The organism is Leifsonia sp. GW821-FHT13C05, from assembly GCF_058806515.1.
This window is the reverse complement of record NZ_JBXAPT010000005.1, coordinates 125,434-141,352: the sequence shown is the minus strand read 5'-3', so window position 1 is coordinate 141,352 and position 15,919 is coordinate 125,434. Positions and strand designations below refer to the sequence as shown.

Here is a 15,919-nt window from a genome sequence, read left to right as displayed (position 1 = left end):
TCCCCTTACGCCGCCCAGCGCCCGGCCGCGGCCCCCGCCGCTAGCGTCGGAGGGTGAGCTCCACCATCGAGAACCTCGGCCGCGAGACGCGCCTCTATCCGCCGACCGACGCGTTCGCGGCGCAGGCGAACGTGGGGGCGGATGCGTTCGACGACGCCAGCGACCCCGTCGCGTTCTGGGAGCGTCAGGCCGCGCGGCTGGACTGGGCGGAGCCGTGGCGCACCGCTCACACCTGGGAGCCCGCGACCGCCGGCACGGACGGCGAGCTGAGCATCCCGCGCGCCGAGTGGTTCGCGGGCGGCCGGCTGAACGCCGCCGTCAACTGCGTCGACCGGCACGTGGACGCCGGCAACGGGGACAGGGTCGCCATCCACTTCGTCGGAGAGCCGGGCGACACGGAGACCATCACATACGCCGAGCTGCAGCGCCGGGTCGCGAAGGCGGCCAACGCGCTCACGGCCCTCGGCATCGGGCCGGGCGACCGGGTGGTCGTCTACCTGCCGGTGATCCCGGAGACCATCGTCATCACGCTCGCCATCGCGCGCGTCGGCGCCATCCACTCGCTCGTGTTCGGCGGGTTCTCGGCGGAGGCGCTGCGCTTCCGGGTGGAGGACACCGGCGCGAAGCTGCTCGTCACCTCCGACGGCCAGTTCCGGCGCGGCACAGCGGTTCCGGTGAAGGCCAACGCCGACGCGGCCGTCGCGGGGGACAACGCCATCGAGCACGTGCTCGTGGTGCGCCGCACCGGCGACCTGACCCCGGACATCCCGTGGCAGGAGGGCCGCGATGTCTGGTGGCACGACATCGTGGATGCGGCGCCGGACACCCACGAGCCGGAGTTCTTCGACGCGGAGACGCCGCTGTTCATCATCTACACGTCCGGCACGACCGGCACGCCGAAGGGCGTCGTGCACACGACGGGCGGCTACCTCACCCAGGCGTCGTGGAGCCACTGGGCGCTGTTCGACGCCAAGGAATCCGACGTGTACTGGTGCACGGCCGACCTCGCCTGGGTGACGGCGCACACCTACGTGCTCTACGGTCCGTTCTCCAACGGAGCCACCTCCGTCATCTACGAGGGGACGCCGAACACCCCGCATCCCGGGAGGCACTTCGAGATCATCGAGCGCTACGGGGTCACCACGTACTACACGGCGCCGACGCTCATCCGGACGTTCATGACCTGGTTCCCGGACGGACTGGGCGACGGCTGGGAGCTGTCGAGCATCCGGCTGCTCGGCACGGTCGGCGAGGCCATCAACCCGGAGGCGTGGGTGTGGTTCAGGGAGCAGCTCGGTGCGGGAAGCGCTCCCGTGGTCGACACCTGGTGGCAGTCGGAGTCCGGCTCCGCCATCGTCGCGCCGCTGCCCGGGGTGACAGCGCTGAAACCCGGATCGGCGACCACGGCCGTGCCCGGCGTGACGGTGCGTGTCGTGGACGAGAACGGCGTGGACGTCCCGCGCGGCTCCGGCGGCTCCATCGTGATCGACGGCACCTGGCCGTCGATGGCGCGCACGGTGTGGGGCAACCCGGAGCGCTACCGGGACTCGTACTGGGCCACGTTCGCCGAGCACGGCTACTTCCTCGCCGGTGACGGCGCCGCCGTGGACGAGGACGGCTACATCTGGTTGCTCGGCCGCCTGGACGACGTGATCAACGTGTCGGGGCACCGCCTGTCGACGATCGAGATCGAGTCGGCGCTGGTCGCGCATCCCCAGGTCGGGGAGGCCGCCGTCGTCGGCGTCGACGACGCGACCACCGGCCAGGCCGTCGCCGCGTTCGTCGTGCCGAGCGGCCAGGCGTCCGCCGAGCAGCCGCCCAGCGAGCAGGTGCTGCGCGATCAGGTGACGCGCGAGATCGGCGCCATCGCTAAGCCGCGCCACATCGTCATCGTCCCCGACCTCCCCAAGACCCGCTCGGGCAAGATCATGCGCAGGCTCCTCGTCGACCTCTTCGACGGCCGCCCTCTCGGAGACGCCACCTCCCTCCAGGACGAGACGGTGCCCCACACCATCCGCGCCCTGCTGCAGAACCGGGTCTGAACCTAGTCGCGCGAAACGCCGGCGGAGGCGTGAACACCGTCGGACTCGATGACCGCGTCGCGGAATGCGGCGGTGAGCGTTGCGAACGGCGGCCGGGCGAGGGGGTCGCGCGCGGTCATGGCCGTCAGCAGCGCCGTCCACTGGCCGGGCAGGTCGCTCGGGATGGGCGGGTCGGTCCGCAGCCGCGCCAGGGCGGACTCCACGGCGGAGCCGGGGAAGGTGACCGTGCGCGTGAAGCACTCCAGCAGCACGAGGCCGAGCGAGTACACGTCGCTGGCCGGGGTGGCGTGCTCGCGCGACGCCTGCTCCGGGCTCAGGTAGGCGGCCGTGCCGGTCGTCGTGCCGTTCTCGTCCGGCTCCGGCCCGATGATCCCGCTGGCGATGCCGAAGTCGGTGATGCGCGCCCGTGCGCGGAACGTCGTGGTGCCGTAGGACACCAGCATGATGTTCGACGGCTTGATGTCGCGGTGCACCACCCCGTTGGCGTGCACGTATTCGAGCGCCTCCGACACGTCGTAGGCGATCTCGGCGATCTCCCGCTCGGCGAGGGTGCGCTCCACGATCGCGGTCTGCAGGTCGGTCCCCGACACCAGCTCCATCACCAGGAACGGCCGGGGGTCGTCGAGCGCCGAGTAGTCGACGCCGGCGTCGATCAGGGACACGATGCCGTGGTGGCTGAGCCGCGCGAGCGCCGCCTGCTCCCTGCGGTACTGCAGCATCTCCTCCTCGCCGCCGGAGCGGTAGACCTTGATGGCGACCTCGCGGTCGAGGAGCTCGTCCGTGGCGCGGAACACCCGTGCCTCCCCGCCCCTGCCGATGAGGGTGTGCGGCCGGTACCGGCCGAGGAGGGCGGGCACTTCGTGCTCGGACATCAGCCGGCCCGCGAACGCAGCAGCGCGAACGAGGTCTCGCCCACGATCAGGGACTCCGGATGCTCGACCGCGAGCTCGAGGTCGCTCGACAGTTCCAGCTCCCATGCCCCTCCGTCGGTCTCCGGGAGGGCGAAGTCGACGCCGTTCTCCGACGCGTTGAGCAGCAGCAGGAAGCTGTCCGACCCGGCGTGGCGCAGCTCGAACGCGATCGACTTGGCGTCCGCGTCCTCCCAGTCCTCGTCGGAGAACGGCTCGCCGTCTGCGCGCACGATGTGCACCGTGTCCGTCGCGCCCGTCTCCGGCGCCTGCCGGTACCAGTCAGGGCGCAGAGCCGGCTCCGCCCTGCGCAACCGGATGAGCGCGGTGGTGAAGTCGCGCAGCTCGGTGTCCGCGTCCTCCCAGTGGAACCAGGAGATCTCGTTGTCCTGGCAGTACGCGTTGTTGTTGCCCTGCTGGGTGCGCCCCAGCTCGTCGCCGCCGAGGACCATCGGCACGCCGGCGGAGAGCAGCACGGTGGCGAGGAAGTTCTTCCGCTGGCGTGTGCGCCTCGCGGTGATCTCCGGGTCGTCCGTCGGGCCCTCGACGCCGTTGTTGCATGAGCGGTTGTCGGATTCGCCGTCGGCGTTGTCCTCGCCGTTCGCCTCGTTGTGCTTCTCGTCGTAGCTGGTGAGGTCGGCGAGGGTGAAGCCGTCGTGGGCGGTGACGAAGTTGACGCTGGACAGCGGGGAGCGGCGGGAGTCCTCGTACACGTCCGGGCTGCCGAGCACGCGCTGCGAGAGGGTGGCGAGCATCCCGTCCGTGCCGCGCCAGTAATCGCGCACGTCGTCGCGGAACTTCCCGTTCCACTCCGACCAGCCGGCGGGGAACCCGCCCACCTGGTATCCGGCGGTGTCCCACGGCTCCGCGATCAGCTTGACCGTCGCGAGGGTGGGGTCCTGCTGCACGAGGGTGAGGAACGCGCTGTGCAGGCTGGCGTCTCCACCCTGCCGGGTGAGGGTGGTCGCGAGGTCGAAGCGGAACCCGTCGACGTGCATCTCGGTGACCCAGTAGCGCAGCGAGTCCATGATCAGCTGCAGCGCGGCGGGGTGGCTGACGTTGACGCTGTTGCCGGTGCCCGTCGTGTCGAAGTAGTGCGCAGCGTCGTCTTCGACGAGCCGGTAATACGCGGGGTTGTCGATGCCTTTGAAGCTGAGGGTCGGGCCGAGGTCGTTGCCCTCGGCGGTGTGGTTGTACACCACATCGAGGATCACTTCGAGGCCGGCAGCGTGCAGCGCCTTGACCATGCCCTTGAACTCGTCCACCTGCTGGCCGGCGTCGCCGGAGGCGGCGTACTCGCCGTGCGGGGCGAAGAACCCGATCGTGTTGTATCCCCAGTAGTTGCGCAGCCCCTTCTCCTGGAGGTGCGCATCCTGCAGGAACTGGTGCACGGGCATCAGCTCGACGGCGGTGACGCCGAGCGAGGTCAGCTTGTCGATGGCAGCGGGATGCGCCAGTCCGGCGTAGGTACCGCGCGCGTCCTCCGGCACCTCGTCGAGCAGCTTGGTGAAGCCCTTCACGTGCGTCTCGTAGACGACCGTCTCGGAGAGCGGGGTCGCCGGCGGCCGGTCGTCTCCCCAGTCGAACGAGTTCGGGTCGATGACGACGGACAGGGCGACGTGCCCCGCTCCGTCGGTCTCGTCGAGCTGGTCCGGGTCGTCCAGGCTGTGCCCGAACACCGCCTGACCGGTGTCGAACGACCCGGTGACAGCACGGGCGTGCGGGTCGAGCAGCACCTTCTTGTCGTTGAAGCGGAGCCCGTTCTCCGGGTCCCACGGGCCGGAGACCCGCAGCCCGTACTTCGTGCCCGGCGTGAGCCCCGGCACGATGCCGTGGAAGACGTGCGCCGTGCGCTTGGTCAGCTCGGTCCTGGTCTCCCTGCCGTCGTCGGCGAAGACGCAGACGTATACGGCGTCCGCGTGCTCGCTGTAGACCGCCACGTTGGCGCCGCCATCGACCAGGGTGACCCCCAGCGGATACCGACGGGATGCCTGCTCGGTCATGCGCGTCCCGCTCGATATTCCGTTGTGTTCATGCCAGCCTCGCCTCGTGGTGAATCGTTAGATTATCTAGACATCGTCGCCTGCCGCCACCCGTTGACAGGCGAGGGGGCGTCCGCTAGCCCGCGGGCGCGACCCGCACGGCGTCGCCGAACCGGAGCAGCGCATCCGGGGCCGAGCCCGCACTTTCCGGCAGGCGGTCGCCGCGCAGGTTCACCTGCACGCGCATCCCGCCCCTGGTGAACGAGAACACGTCGCCGTCTGCGACGATGTCCGTCGCCCGCGCATCGGCGGGGACGGTGCGGCGCAGCGCGATGAGGTCGCGGTAGAACGCGAGCAGCCGCGCGTGCTCCTGCCGCTCCGGCTCGGACCAGTCGAGATGCGAACGCTCGAACGTCTCCGGATCCTGCGGGTCGGGGACAACGTCGGGATCCCAGCCCATCTTCGCGAACTCGGCGATCCGGCCGCGGGCCGTCGCCTCGCCGAGCTCCTTCTCCGGGTGCGAGGTGAAGAACTGCCACGGTGTCGTCGCGCCCCACTCCTCACCCATGAACAGCATGGGCGTGAACGGCCCGAGCAGCGTGAGCGTCGCGGCGGCGGCCAGTTGCTCCTGGGTGAGCGTGGCGGTGAGCCGGTCGCCGACCGCCCTGTTGCCGATCTGGTCGTGATCCTGGCTGAACGCGACGAGCCTGGTGTGCGGGATGTCCGCATCCAGTGGCCGTCCGTGATGGCGTTCCCGGAAGCTCGACCACGTGCCGTCGTGGAAGAAGCCGCGGTCGAACACCTTCGCCAGCGACGCCACGCCCGCGAAGTCGGCGTAATACCCGGTGGTCTCGCCGGTGAGGTTCGCGTGGATGGCGTGGTGCACGTCGTCGTCCCACTGGGCGCCGATGCCGTAGCCGGTGCGCGCGCGGTCACGGATGATGCGCGGGTCGTTGAGGTCGCTCTCGGCGATCAGCGTGAGCGGGCGGCCGAGCTCGGCGCTCGCCTCGTCCACCCTGGTCGCCAGCTCCTCCAGGATGTGCACGGCGCGTTCGTCGTGCATGGCGTGGACGGCATCCAGTCGCAACCCGTCGACGTGCAGCTCGCGCAACCAGTACAGGGCGTTGTCGACGATGTACTGCCGCACCTCGTCGGACTGCGGCCCGTCGAGGTTGACCGACGCTCCCCAGGTGCTGTGGCCGTCGCCCAGATACGGGCCGTAGACCGGCAGGTAGTTGCCGCTCGGGCCGAGATGGTTGTAGACCACGTCCTGGATCACCGCGAGGCCGCGGGCGTGGCAGGCGTCGACGAACCGCTGGTATGCGGCTGGGCCGCCGTACGGCTCGTGCACCGCGTACCAGAGCACGCCGTCGTAGCCCCAGCCGTGCTCGCCGTTGAACGCGTTGACCGGCAGCAGCTCGACCGCATCCACCCCCAGCTCGACGAGATGGTCGAGCCGGGCGACGGCGGAGTCGAGCGTTCCGGTGGGGGTGAAGGTGCCGATGTGCAGCTCGTAGATCACGGCGCCGGTCAGCTCCCTGCCGCGCCACGCTCCGTCCGCCCACTCGTGCGCGGACGGGTCGAACTCGCGGCTCAGCTCGTGCACGCCGTGCGGCTGCCGCAGCGACCGGGGGTCGGGATGCGGTCCGTCTCCGTCGACCACGAAGCCGTAGTCGAGCGGGGCGTCGCCCGGCAGCGGCGCATCGAGCTGCCACCAGCCGTCGTCCGTGCGCGTCAGGGCGTGCTCCGCGCCGCTGTCTCCGCGGCCGACCACCAGGGAGACGGTGGATGCGCCGGGCGCCCACACCGGGAACCGCCGGTTCACAGCGCCACCAGCAGCGCGACGGGGTAGCGCTCGAAGATCCTGGCCAGCGGGGTGACCCCCGTGTGCTCCGCGCCGGTCAGTTCGTCGCGCATCCGTTGTCCTCCGAGGTCGATGGTCGTGTCTCCCCAGCCTCCAGCGGCGGAGAGGCCGATGGGGAGCCTGGTTGCGAGCGCGATGGCGCCGCCGCGGTCGAAGCCGACGAGGTGGTCGGCCTGACCGCCCTCCGCGAGCACCGGCCGATACGTCGTGAACAGGTCGGGCCGGTCGCGGCGCAGGCGCAGAGCGCGCGAGGTGACGAGCACCTTCGCGGCCCCGGAGGAGTCGATCTCCGGCAGCCAGCCGTCGTCGATCCTGGCGAGCAGCGCATCCGCCACCTCGAAGCCGACCGGGCGCCGGTTGTCCGGGTCGACCAGCGACTGCTCCCAGCGCTCGCTGCCCTGGTAGACGTCCGGCATCCCGGGGGAGAGCAGCTGCAGCAGCTTGGCGCCGAGGCCGTTGGATGCTCCCGCCGCGTCGATCCGCGCGACGATCGCCTCGATCTCCCCGCGCACGATGTCGTCGTCGTACGCCGCGTCGACCAGACCGAGCAGGCGCTCCTCGAACTCTGCGTCCCCGTCCGTCCACGACGTGCGCGTCCCAGCCTCGCGGGCGGCCTTGAGCGCGTATTCGCGCAACCGCTCACGCGAGATCGGCCACGCGCCGACCGCGGCCTGCCACAGTCCGTCCTCCAGCGACGGGTCGCCGATGGATGCGCGGGCGCCCACCTCCAGCAGGAACCGCGCCCACGCCTCCGGCACCTCCGCCAGGGCGGAGACGCGGGCGCGGGTGTCCTCTCCGCGCTTGGTGTCGTGCGTGCTCAGGGTGGTCAGCGACTCGGGCAGACGGGCCTGCCGGTCGGCCTGCCGCTCGTGGAACGTGGCGACGGACACGGCGAACTCCGCGGGCTCCGCCCCCACCTCGGTGAGCGTGATGAGCCGCGTGTACCGGTAGAAGGCGTTGTCCTCGACGCCCTTGGCCATGATCATCCCGCTGGTCTGCTGGAACCGGACCGCCGCAGGTTCGGCAGGGTCGGACAAGCGCTCGGTGACGCGGCCGATGGCGTCGGCGAGGTCCGGCCGCGAGGCGAGTGCGGCATCCCGTGCGGCGTGCAGGTGTTCGAGACCGAACAGGAGGTAGCTGCGGTAGACGGGGAAGCAGGCGGCCAGCTCGGCGATGGCGTCGACCGTGTCCTCCCCGGCCTCTCCGCCGTCCAGCTGGCGGGCGATCCTGCGCACCTCCGAGTTCAGGATGCCGTCGGCCACGGCGCGCTTGCGGTCGTGCACGAGCGTCGCCCAGTCCGTCTCCGCGTCGCCCGCGAGCTCGGTGAGTTCCTGCTCGCCCGCCTGGTCGACGAAGACGCGGTCGATCAGCGCCAGCGCGTCGTACCCCGTCGTGCCGCTGACCGGCCAGTCCGGGATGCGCTCGTCGCCCTCGATGATCTTCTCCACCCACACCGGCTTGCCGTCGGCGAGCGCGGCCAGGCGCTCCAGGTAGCCTCCGGGGTCGGCGAGGCCGTCCGGGTGGTCGACCCTGAGCCCGTCGACGAGGCCGTCGCGCATCCACCGGCCGATCTCGACGTGGGAGTCGTCGAACACCTTCTCGTCCTCCACCCGGATGCCGGCGAGCGTGTTCACCGCGAAGAACCGGCGGTAGTTGAGGTCGTGGTCGGCGCGCCGCCAGGAGACCAGCTCGTAGTGCTGGCGGTCGTGCACCTCGGCGGGGCTCCCGCCCTCCGTGCCCGGCGCGATGGGGAAGCGGTGCTCGTAGTAGCGCAGCTCGCCGTCGACGAGCTGCAGCTCTGCGGTGTCGTCGTCGCTGCCCAGCACCGGGATGCGCACCCGCCCTCCTCCTGCCGCCCAGTCGATGTCGAAGTGGTCGGCGTACGCGGAGTCCTGGCCGTGCGTGAGCAGATCCCACCACCACGCGTTCAGGCGCGGCGTCGCGACGCCGACGTGGTTGGGCACGATGTCGACGAGCACCCGCAGTCCGCGGCGGTGGGCGGCGTCGGAGAACGCGCGCAGCGCATCCTCTCCTCCGCGGGCCGGGTCGACGCGGGAGTGGTCGATCACGTCGTAGCCGTGCGCGGATCCCGGCTCCGCCTCCAGGAGAGGGGAGAGGTACACCCAGCCGACGCCGAGCCTCCGCAGATAGCCGAGGAGTTGCGCCGCATCGCGCACGGTGAATTCGGGGGTGATCTGGATTCGATAGCTACTGGTGCTCACGTTTGTCATCCTCTTCGCGTCCGCCCCCGCTGGGAAGGCCCGCATTCTCCGAAGTTCCTGGCAAGGGGGTAGAAGCGACGGGCGGGGAGTGGGAGCGTCGTTCACAGGTCGGCGGACAGCCGACGCGAATGCGTGAGAAAGGGAGGATCGTCATGGGACTCGACGACAAGATCCACAACGCTGCTGAGAACGCAGGGGGCAAGGCCAAGGAAGCGGCTGGCAAGGCCACCGGCAACGAGCGCCTCGAAGCTGAGGGCAAGGCGGACCAGACCAAGGCCGACCTGAAGAACGCCGGCGAGAAGGTCAAGGACGCGTTCAAGGAGTAGCACCAGCACGACGCGAGACGGCCGGACCCCTGAACGGGGTCCGGCCGTTTTCCGTTGCGCCGATTCTTCACCGCGCGTTCATCTGGCGTTCACCGCCGTGCGGGAGTAAATTCCGGAGAATGGGCGACCGTGTGGAGCGCGCCAAGGCCTGGCGCGGAGTGGGTATCGGGCTGTCGTTCGCCGTTCTGACGGCGATCGCGACCGGTGCGCTCGCCGTGGCCATCCCGACGCAGGGCGAGAATCCGCGGGCCTGGGGAGTGATCGTGTGCGGTGTTCTCACCGTCGCGATCTGCGTCCAGCTGGCCCTCCGGAACTGGCGCAGGATCCGTCACTACCGGGGCGACGACCTCCCCCTGGCGAGGGCTGGAGCGAAAAACCGTACGACCGGTTAATGGTAGTATTTTGGGCACGAGGCGCCGGTGTTGGTCGACGCCGTCACGGGGGTTATGGCGCACCCGCCGGCGCCTCTTCTCCGCTGCGCCCCCTCGTCACGGCAGCAGGATGACCTTCCCGCCGGGGTGACCGGACTCCACCAGCCGCTGCGCCTCCGCAGCCTCGGCCAGCGGGAACGTCCGCGCGATCTCGACCACGAACTCGCCGCGTGCGATCAGGTCGAGCGCCACTCCGTACGCCTCCTCCCGCCACGCCTGCTCCTGCGGTGTGAGGGGAACGGGACTGCCACCCGCCCACGCCTGGATGCCCCACTCGGCGGCGCGTGCGCCCATCACGATGGTGCCGATCCGCGAGCGGTCGTCGACCAGTTCGAAGGACGCCTCCAGCGCTTCGTCGGTGCCAACCGCATCCAGGATGCGGTCGTAGCCCTGCGGGGCAGTGGTGCGCAGGCGATCGACCAGCCCCGGTCCGTATTCCACCGGGATCGCGCCGAGGGCGCGCAGGGCGTCGTGGTTGCCCGCGCTCGCCGTGGCCACCACGGTGGCGCCGTCACGCGTCGCGAACTGGATCGCCGCGCGCCCCACGCTGCCGGAGCCTCCGTGGATGAGCAGCGTCATCCCCTTCCCGACGCCCAGCGAACGCAGCGCCTGGTAGGCCGTGCTGACCGGAACCCCGATCGCGGCGGCCTGCTCCCAGGTCACCGTCGTCGGCTTCCGCACCAGCTGGGCCGTGGATGCGGTGAGCTGGCTCGCGTACGCACCGTGCGCCCCGCGCACCACCACCTCGTCGCCCACCGCCCAGTCCGTGACGCCGTCTCCGACCTCGGACACGACGCCGGCAGCGTCGGAACCGAGCCCGCGCGGCCCGGTGATCGGACCGCTCGGCCGCAGCGCAGACCGGATCTTCCCGTCGATCGGGTTCACTCCCGCCGCCCGCACGTCGACCACCACGCCGCCCGCCGGCGCCGTCAGCGGCGGAACCTCCACCACCTCGAGCACCTCCGGCCCGCCGAACCGCTCGTACTGCACCCGCTGCCCCATCACCGCTCCTCGTTCTTCATGCCTGTCTGCACCGCGACTCAGGAGGCGGGCGTGAGCGCGGGCTCGCGGCGGGCGAACGCGGCGCGGTAGCGCGTCGGCGCGACGCCGACCTCCGCGTCGAAGTGGTGGCGCAGCAGGGTCGCGCTGGCGAACCCGCACTGGCGAGCCACCTCATCCACCGGCAGGTCGGTCGTCTCCAGCAGCAGCCGAGCGTGCAGGATGCGCTGGGTGGTCAGCCACTGCATCGGCGACACCCCGGTCTCCGCGACGAAGCGGCGGGAGAAGCTGCGGGTCGACATGTGCACGCGCTCGGCGAGCCCGCTGACCGTGTGGTTCTCGTCGAGGTTCTCCGTGAGGTGGCCGAGCAGTTCGGTGAAGGTGTCGTCCGTACAGTCCGGCACCGGCCGCTCGATGTACTGCCGCTGGCCGCCGTCGCGCTGCGGAGGGACGACCATGTTGCGTGCGATGGAGTTGGCCGTCGCGCTGCCGAGCTCCCTGCGCACCAGGTGCAGGCTCGCATCCACCCCGGCGGAGGTGCCGGCGCTGGTGATCAGGTTGCCGTCGTCGACGAACAGCACATCGGCGTCGACATCTGCGGCGGGGAAGCGCCGGGCGAGCGCGTCGGCGTAGCGCCAGTGCGTCGTGACCTTGCGGCCGTCGAGCAGCCCGGCCGCGCCGAGGATGAACGCGCCGGAGCACACGCTGAGCAGGATCGCGCCGCGGTCGGCCGCGCGGCGCAGAGCGTCGATCAACTCGGGCGGGTACTCGTCCCTGATGCGCGCGGCCGGCACGGCGATCAGGTCGGCGTCGTCCATCGCCTCCAGCCCGTACGGCGCGATGATCGGCGCTCCTGTCGGGTTCGGGATGGGGACGCCGGGCTCGATCGCACACACCCGGAAGTCGAACGGCTCGATGCCGGCGTAGCTGCGGTCGAGGCCGAAGACCTCGCAGACCACGCCGAATTCGAACATGGCGAAGTCGTCGATGAGCGGCACTGCGACAGAGCGGATCATGCCCGTCAGCATACTGGCCGAATCTTTGCGAAGGAAGACCCAAAGCCATCTCGTGGCCGAATGTTTTCTTCCGTAACGTTCATGTCATGGCACAGGGAATCTTCGTACAGGGTATGGAACACGGCTGGATCGGCCACGCGACCGGCGCCGAGAGCGCGGTCGAACGCATCCCGCGTCGTCGGCGGTTCGTGTTGAGCGAGTGGCTTCCGGCAGCACTGCAGGCGCGCGGGATGCGCGTCGACCGCGAGACGGAGCGGGCATACGCCGACCTCAGCGCGGCGCGCGACGCCCGCGAGTCCGGCCGCTGACCGCTCCGCCGTCGCAGGACACCGGCCGTAAAGCGCTCTAGACGGGCCGAACCTCCCGCGCTACTCTCAGCGCATACCCAGGCCCGCCTCGGCCGGGGTCACGGAGGGTGGGGAATCATGTGGGATAACTTCTGGAACATCATCTGGCTCTTCTTCTGGAGCTTCGCGTTCATCGCGTACCTGTTCGCGCTGTTCTCGATCGTGGGCGACCTGTTCCGCGACCACAAGCTCAACGGCTGGTGGAAGGCGCTGTGGATCATCTTCCTGATCTTCGTGCCGTTCCTCACCGCGTTGGTCTACCTGATCGCACGCGGGCCGGGCATGGCGGAGCGCAGCCAGAAGGAAGCGCGTCAGGTGCAGAGCGCGACCGATCAGTACATCCGGACCGTCGCGAGTACGAGCCCGGCCGACGAGATCGCCAAGGCCAAGCAGCTCCTCGACCAGGGTGTCATCACCCAGGAGGAGTTCGCGCACCTGAAGGCCCGCGCCCTCGCGCACGACGGAGGGGCCGCCGGTGGGGCGCATGCAGCGCCGCCAGCGCCAGCGCCTGCCGCCGCGGCGCCCGCCGCGCCGCCCGCGCCGACGCCGCCCGCACCGCCTGCTCCGCCCGCTGCCTGACGCAGCCCTGACGCGGCGAGCGCCCCAGAAGAAGGGGTCCGTGTTGACCGACCGGTATGCAAAGAGGTTTGCTTAAGGGGTCGGCTGGCGCAGACGCTGGGATCCAGGGGCCCTTTCGACCGCGCCGGCTACTTACCCGCCGGGCGGGGTTCCCGGCCGCCGCGGTCACTCCGGCATCGTCACGACGACCTTGCGGCCGCGCTGTGCCCGGTCGGCCGCGCGGTGCGCATCCCGGATGCGCTCGAACGGCACCGCATCCACAGCGGGGGCGGTCAGTTCGCCGGCGGCGAGCATCCCGAGCAGTGCCGTGAGGTCGCGGCGGTCGTCGTTGCGTCTCGTCGCGACCAGCCCCGGCACCGAGCACACCCGCTGCCGCTGCGCTCCGAAGCGGTGTGCTGCGGCGGTGAGCGAGCCGCGCAGCGAGTCGCCGCGCTCGTGTCCTCTGCGCCCGACGAACGCGGTGTGCACCCAGGTGCCGCGCGGCGAGAGGGCGGTCAGCACCTCCGCTGACCCGGTGTGGTCGATGGCCGCGTCGGCCCCGCCGTCCGTCGCGTTCTTGACGCGCGCCGCCCAGAGCGGGTCGGTGTAGTCCACGAACGTCACGCCCAGTGCCTCCGCCGCTTCCCTGGAACGGGTGGATGCGCTGCCGAACACCGTCAGCCCCTCGCGCGTTGCCAGCTGCGCGGCATACGAACCGACCGGGCCGGTGACGCCCTGGACGAGAACGCTGCCGCCCGCATCCACCTCCGCCAGCCGGAGGGAGTGGGATGCGGTCACCAGGTCGAGCGGCGCCGTCGCGGCGACCGCGGAGTCGAGCCCGTCCGGAACGGGGGCGAGGAGCGAGGCGGGGATGACCAGTCGGGTGGCGTGCGCGCCCATTCCGGGGAGCACCCCGGCAACGCGCGCTCCGGCGCGCAGCCCCAGCACGGCCGAGACGGCCGACTCGGTCTCGAGCACGCCGACGAAGTCGTATCCGGGCACGAACCCGGGGAACGGGTGGAAGACGTAACCCCCGCGGCGCGCGAGCACGTCCGTCGATCCGACGGACGCGTGGGTGACCCGCACGACCACCTCGGTGCCGCGCGGTGCGCGCACCTCCTCGTCGACGAGCTGGACGACGTCGGCGTCGCCGAACGCGGTGATCCGCGCCGCTGTGCGCTCCGGCACGGTTCAGCCGGCCCTGCGGGCGAGCAGCCCCGACCGCTCCTGGTGTGCCTCGAACCAGTCGGCGACGTACCAGCACATCGGGACGATCCGCAGCTCGGTGTTCGCCTCGATGTCGTTCACGGCGTATTCGACCAGCTGCGCCGCATACCCTTTCCCGCGTTTCGCGGGGGTGGTGAACGCCCTCGTCAGCGAGATCGAACCGCCCAGGATGCTGTAATCCAGCACGCCGACCAGCTCGCCGTCGATGTGCATGGCGTACCGTTTCGCATCCGTTTCATTGCTGAACTCCGTGGCCATGCGCCCATCGTACGTCCGTCGCGCACGAACGGAACCCGAGGTAGGCTGACGCCGTGGGAACCCGACCCGCACCCGATCGGGCTTCCGCGCGCTTTCCGCGTTCGAGCCACAGCAGGCCAGGCCGCAGGCGACATCCGTCGCGTGTGCACCGAAGACTCTGGAGCTGTTGTGACGTTCGATTCCCCGTCGCCCCTCTCGCCCGCCCATGAGGCGCTGCTCGCGCAGGTGCCGATCCGCGACAGGGCGGTGATCGAGACCGAGACGCTCGGCTACGAGCACGAAGGGGTGGCCCTCGAGGGCTACCTGGCGAGGGATGCGCAGGCCGACGAGCGCCGCCCGGCCGTCCTCCTGCTGCACGACTGGCACGGCGTCGGCGACACGGTCAGGATGCGCGCCCAGATGCTCGCCCGCCTCGGCTATGTGGCGTTCGCGGCCGACCTCTACGGCGTCGGCGTGCGACCGCAGGGTGACGCGGCGCCCGCGGAGGCGGCGAAGTACTACAACGACCTGGCGCTGCTGCGCACCAGGGTCGCCGCCGGCTTCACGGTGCTGCAGCAGCATCCCACCGTCGACCCGGCCAGGCTCGCGGTCATCGGCTACTGCTTCGGCGGTACGGCCGCGATCGAGTTCGCGCGCACGGGAGCGCCCGCCCGCGGTGTCGTGTCGTTCCACGGCGGGCTGATCGCGCACGATCCGTCCGACGCCGCGGCGATCGCCGCATCCCTCCTGGTGCTGACCGGCGGCGACGACCCCGTGGTGCCCCCGGATGCGGTGGTCGCGTTCGAGAACGAGCTGCGCACCGCCCCGCACGTCGACTGGCAGGTGACCACATACTCCGGTGCGCCGCACGCGTTCACGATCCCCGGAACGGACAGGTACCGCCCGACGGCGGACGCGCGCAGCTGGCGGGCGATGGTCTGTTTCCTCGACGAGGTGTTCGCCTGAGCGGTACCCTCGCCAGATGGATCACCCGGAACTGTTCGAAAACGGCGACCCGTTCGTCGAACGGATGCGCGCCATCTGCCTCCGCTTCCCCGACGCCGTCGAGGTCCAGACCTGGGGACGCCCCACCTTCCGCGCAGGCAAGAAAGTCTTCGCCCTCGCCGGAAGCGGCCTCGCGCGCCCATACTCCCTGGTCTTCAAGCCGGACCCGGACGAGGCGAAAGCCTTCCACGAGGACCCCCGCTTCTTCGTGCCCAAATACTGGGGAGCATCCGGCTGGCTGGGCATCGACATCGACCAGGCCGCCGACGACGCCACCTGGAAAGAGGTCGCCGAACTGATCGAAACCTCCTACCGCCAGGTGGCGTTGAAGCGCCAATTGGCGGTACTCGACGGTGTCATGTAAGCTCTAATCCGGCCCGCGAGCAGCAATGTTCGAAGGCATTGCGCCCGTAGCTCAACGGATAGAGCATCTGACTACGGATCAGAAGGTTGGGGGTTCGAATCCCTCCGGGCGCACACAACACCCTCGGCCAGCCACTCAAGTGGCTGGCCGGTTTCATGTGCCCAGCGAACGAAGTTCGTGGCGCTCGGCTCTGTCTTGCCCGTCTCCCAAGCCGAGACGGTCGTGCGAGCTACGCCGAGCCGCGCCGCCATATCACCCTGCTCTAGACCAGCCAGGAGGCGCGACCGCTTGAGGCGGTCGGTGAGCGTCCATGCCGGATTCTCGATCATCGTCATGTCGGCATGCTAGCGCACGGCGCGGCAAATAACACGACACGCCGCGGTCAATCCAT

At 70.5% G+C, this 15,919-nt stretch carries 16 protein-coding genes and 1 tRNA gene; 8 read left to right on the top strand and 9 right to left on the bottom strand.

Features of this window, described 5'->3' with window-relative positions; all coding sequences use genetic code 11:
• Window positions 1–53 precede the first annotated feature (53 nt).
• A complete protein-coding gene (gene acs, locus AC1ROC_RS14700) occupies window positions 54–2,042 on the top strand; it encodes an acetate--CoA ligase (RefSeq protein WP_085370676.1) in 1,989 nt (662 codons plus the stop codon).
• Window positions 2,043–2,044: 2 nt separating this feature from the next.
• Here the strand turns inward: acs and AC1ROC_RS14695 are convergent, their stop codons facing one another.
• The 4 genes from AC1ROC_RS14695 to treY form a co-directional block, all read right to left on the bottom strand.
• A complete protein-coding gene (locus AC1ROC_RS14695; protein WP_085370675.1) occupies window positions 2,045–2,914 on the bottom strand; it encodes a serine/threonine-protein kinase in 870 nt (289 codons plus the stop codon).
• The gene (gene glgX / locus AC1ROC_RS14690) at window positions 2,914–4,953 is read right to left on the bottom strand and encodes a glycogen debranching protein GlgX (RefSeq protein WP_493001043.1); all 2,040 of its coding nucleotides are present in this window, start codon (window positions 4,951–4,953) and stop codon (window positions 2,914–2,916) included. The genes AC1ROC_RS14695 and glgX overlap by 1 nt, the downstream gene beginning before the upstream one ends.
• A 115-nt stretch (window positions 4,954–5,068) precedes the next feature.
• Window positions 5,069–6,757, bottom strand: a complete 1,689-nt coding sequence (gene treZ / locus AC1ROC_RS14685) for a malto-oligosyltrehalose trehalohydrolase (protein WP_493001041.1) — start codon at window positions 6,755–6,757, stop codon at window positions 5,069–5,071.
• Window positions 6,754–9,027, bottom strand: coding sequence for a malto-oligosyltrehalose synthase (gene treY / locus AC1ROC_RS14680; protein WP_493001039.1), 2,274 nt, complete (start codon window positions 9,025–9,027; stop codon window positions 6,754–6,756). Before treY ends, treZ begins: the two co-directional genes overlap by 4 nt.
• 143 nt (window positions 9,028–9,170) lie before the next feature.
• Between treY and AC1ROC_RS14675 the strand changes: the two genes are divergently transcribed.
• Complete coding sequence (locus AC1ROC_RS14675; protein ID WP_085370669.1) at window positions 9,171–9,344, top strand: CsbD family protein; 174 nt, start codon at window positions 9,171–9,173, stop codon at window positions 9,342–9,344.
• Window positions 9,345–9,463: 119 nt separating this feature from the next.
• A complete protein-coding gene (locus AC1ROC_RS14670; protein ID WP_434951347.1) occupies window positions 9,464–9,736 on the top strand; it encodes a hypothetical protein in 273 nt (90 codons plus the stop codon).
• 96 nt (window positions 9,737–9,832) lie between these two features.
• Here the strand turns inward: AC1ROC_RS14670 and AC1ROC_RS14665 are convergent, their stop codons facing one another.
• Together AC1ROC_RS14665 and AC1ROC_RS14660 are read right to left on the bottom strand one after the other, a co-directional pair.
• A complete protein-coding gene (locus AC1ROC_RS14665; RefSeq protein ID WP_493001037.1) occupies window positions 9,833–10,777 on the bottom strand; it encodes an NADP-dependent oxidoreductase in 945 nt (314 codons plus the stop codon).
• Window positions 10,778–10,815: 38 nt separating this feature from the next.
• Entirely contained in the window at window positions 10,816–11,790 is a 975-nt protein-coding gene (locus AC1ROC_RS14660; RefSeq protein WP_493001035.1) for a helix-turn-helix domain-containing protein, read from the bottom strand.
• Between the two features lie 86 nt (window positions 11,791–11,876).
• Between AC1ROC_RS14660 and AC1ROC_RS14655 the strand changes: the two genes are divergently transcribed.
• Together AC1ROC_RS14655 and AC1ROC_RS14650 are read left to right on the top strand one after the other, a co-directional pair.
• A complete protein-coding gene (locus AC1ROC_RS14655; protein WP_256922074.1) occupies window positions 11,877–12,098 on the top strand; it encodes a hypothetical protein in 222 nt (73 codons plus the stop codon).
• A gap of 117 nt (window positions 12,099–12,215) precedes the next feature.
• Entirely contained in the window at window positions 12,216–12,716 is a 501-nt protein-coding gene (locus tag AC1ROC_RS14650) for an SHOCT domain-containing protein (RefSeq protein WP_493001033.1), read from the top strand.
• A gap of 165 nt (window positions 12,717–12,881) precedes the next feature.
• Here AC1ROC_RS14650 and AC1ROC_RS14645 read toward each other — a convergent pair whose 3' ends face one another.
• Entirely contained in the window at window positions 12,882–13,883 is a 1,002-nt protein-coding gene (locus AC1ROC_RS14645) for a zinc-binding dehydrogenase (RefSeq protein WP_493001031.1), read from the bottom strand.
• 3 nt (window positions 13,884–13,886) lie between these two features.
• Window positions 13,887–14,180: a GNAT family N-acetyltransferase gene (locus AC1ROC_RS14640; RefSeq protein ID WP_085370664.1), complete on the bottom strand. Its 294-nt coding sequence runs from the start codon at window positions 14,178–14,180 to the stop codon at window positions 13,887–13,889.
• 168 nt (window positions 14,181–14,348) lie between these two features.
• On the opposite strand from AC1ROC_RS14640, the gene AC1ROC_RS14635 reads away from it, so the two are divergent.
• The 3 genes from AC1ROC_RS14635 (at window position 14,349) to AC1ROC_RS14625 (ending at window position 15,641) form a co-directional block, all read left to right on the top strand.
• A complete protein-coding gene (locus AC1ROC_RS14635) occupies window positions 14,349–15,125 on the top strand; it encodes a dienelactone hydrolase family protein (protein WP_085370663.1) in 777 nt (258 codons plus the stop codon).
• A 16-nt stretch (window positions 15,126–15,141) separates the two neighbouring features.
• On the top strand, window positions 15,142–15,528 hold the full coding sequence (locus tag AC1ROC_RS14630) for an MmcQ/YjbR family DNA-binding protein (protein WP_168688530.1): 387 nt from the start codon (window positions 15,142–15,144) through the stop codon (window positions 15,526–15,528).
• A 40-nt stretch (window positions 15,529–15,568) separates the two neighbouring features.
• Window positions 15,569–15,641: transfer RNA gene (locus AC1ROC_RS14625), tRNA-Arg, on the top strand.
• On the opposite strand, the gene AC1ROC_RS14620 is transcribed toward AC1ROC_RS14625, so the two are convergent.
• Window positions 15,600–15,857, bottom strand: a complete 258-nt coding sequence (locus AC1ROC_RS14620) for a helix-turn-helix transcriptional regulator (protein WP_493001225.1) — start codon at window positions 15,855–15,857, stop codon at window positions 15,600–15,602. The two genes, AC1ROC_RS14625 and AC1ROC_RS14620, sit on opposite strands and share 42 nt — an antisense overlap.
• Window positions 15,858–15,919: the final 62 nt, after the last annotated feature.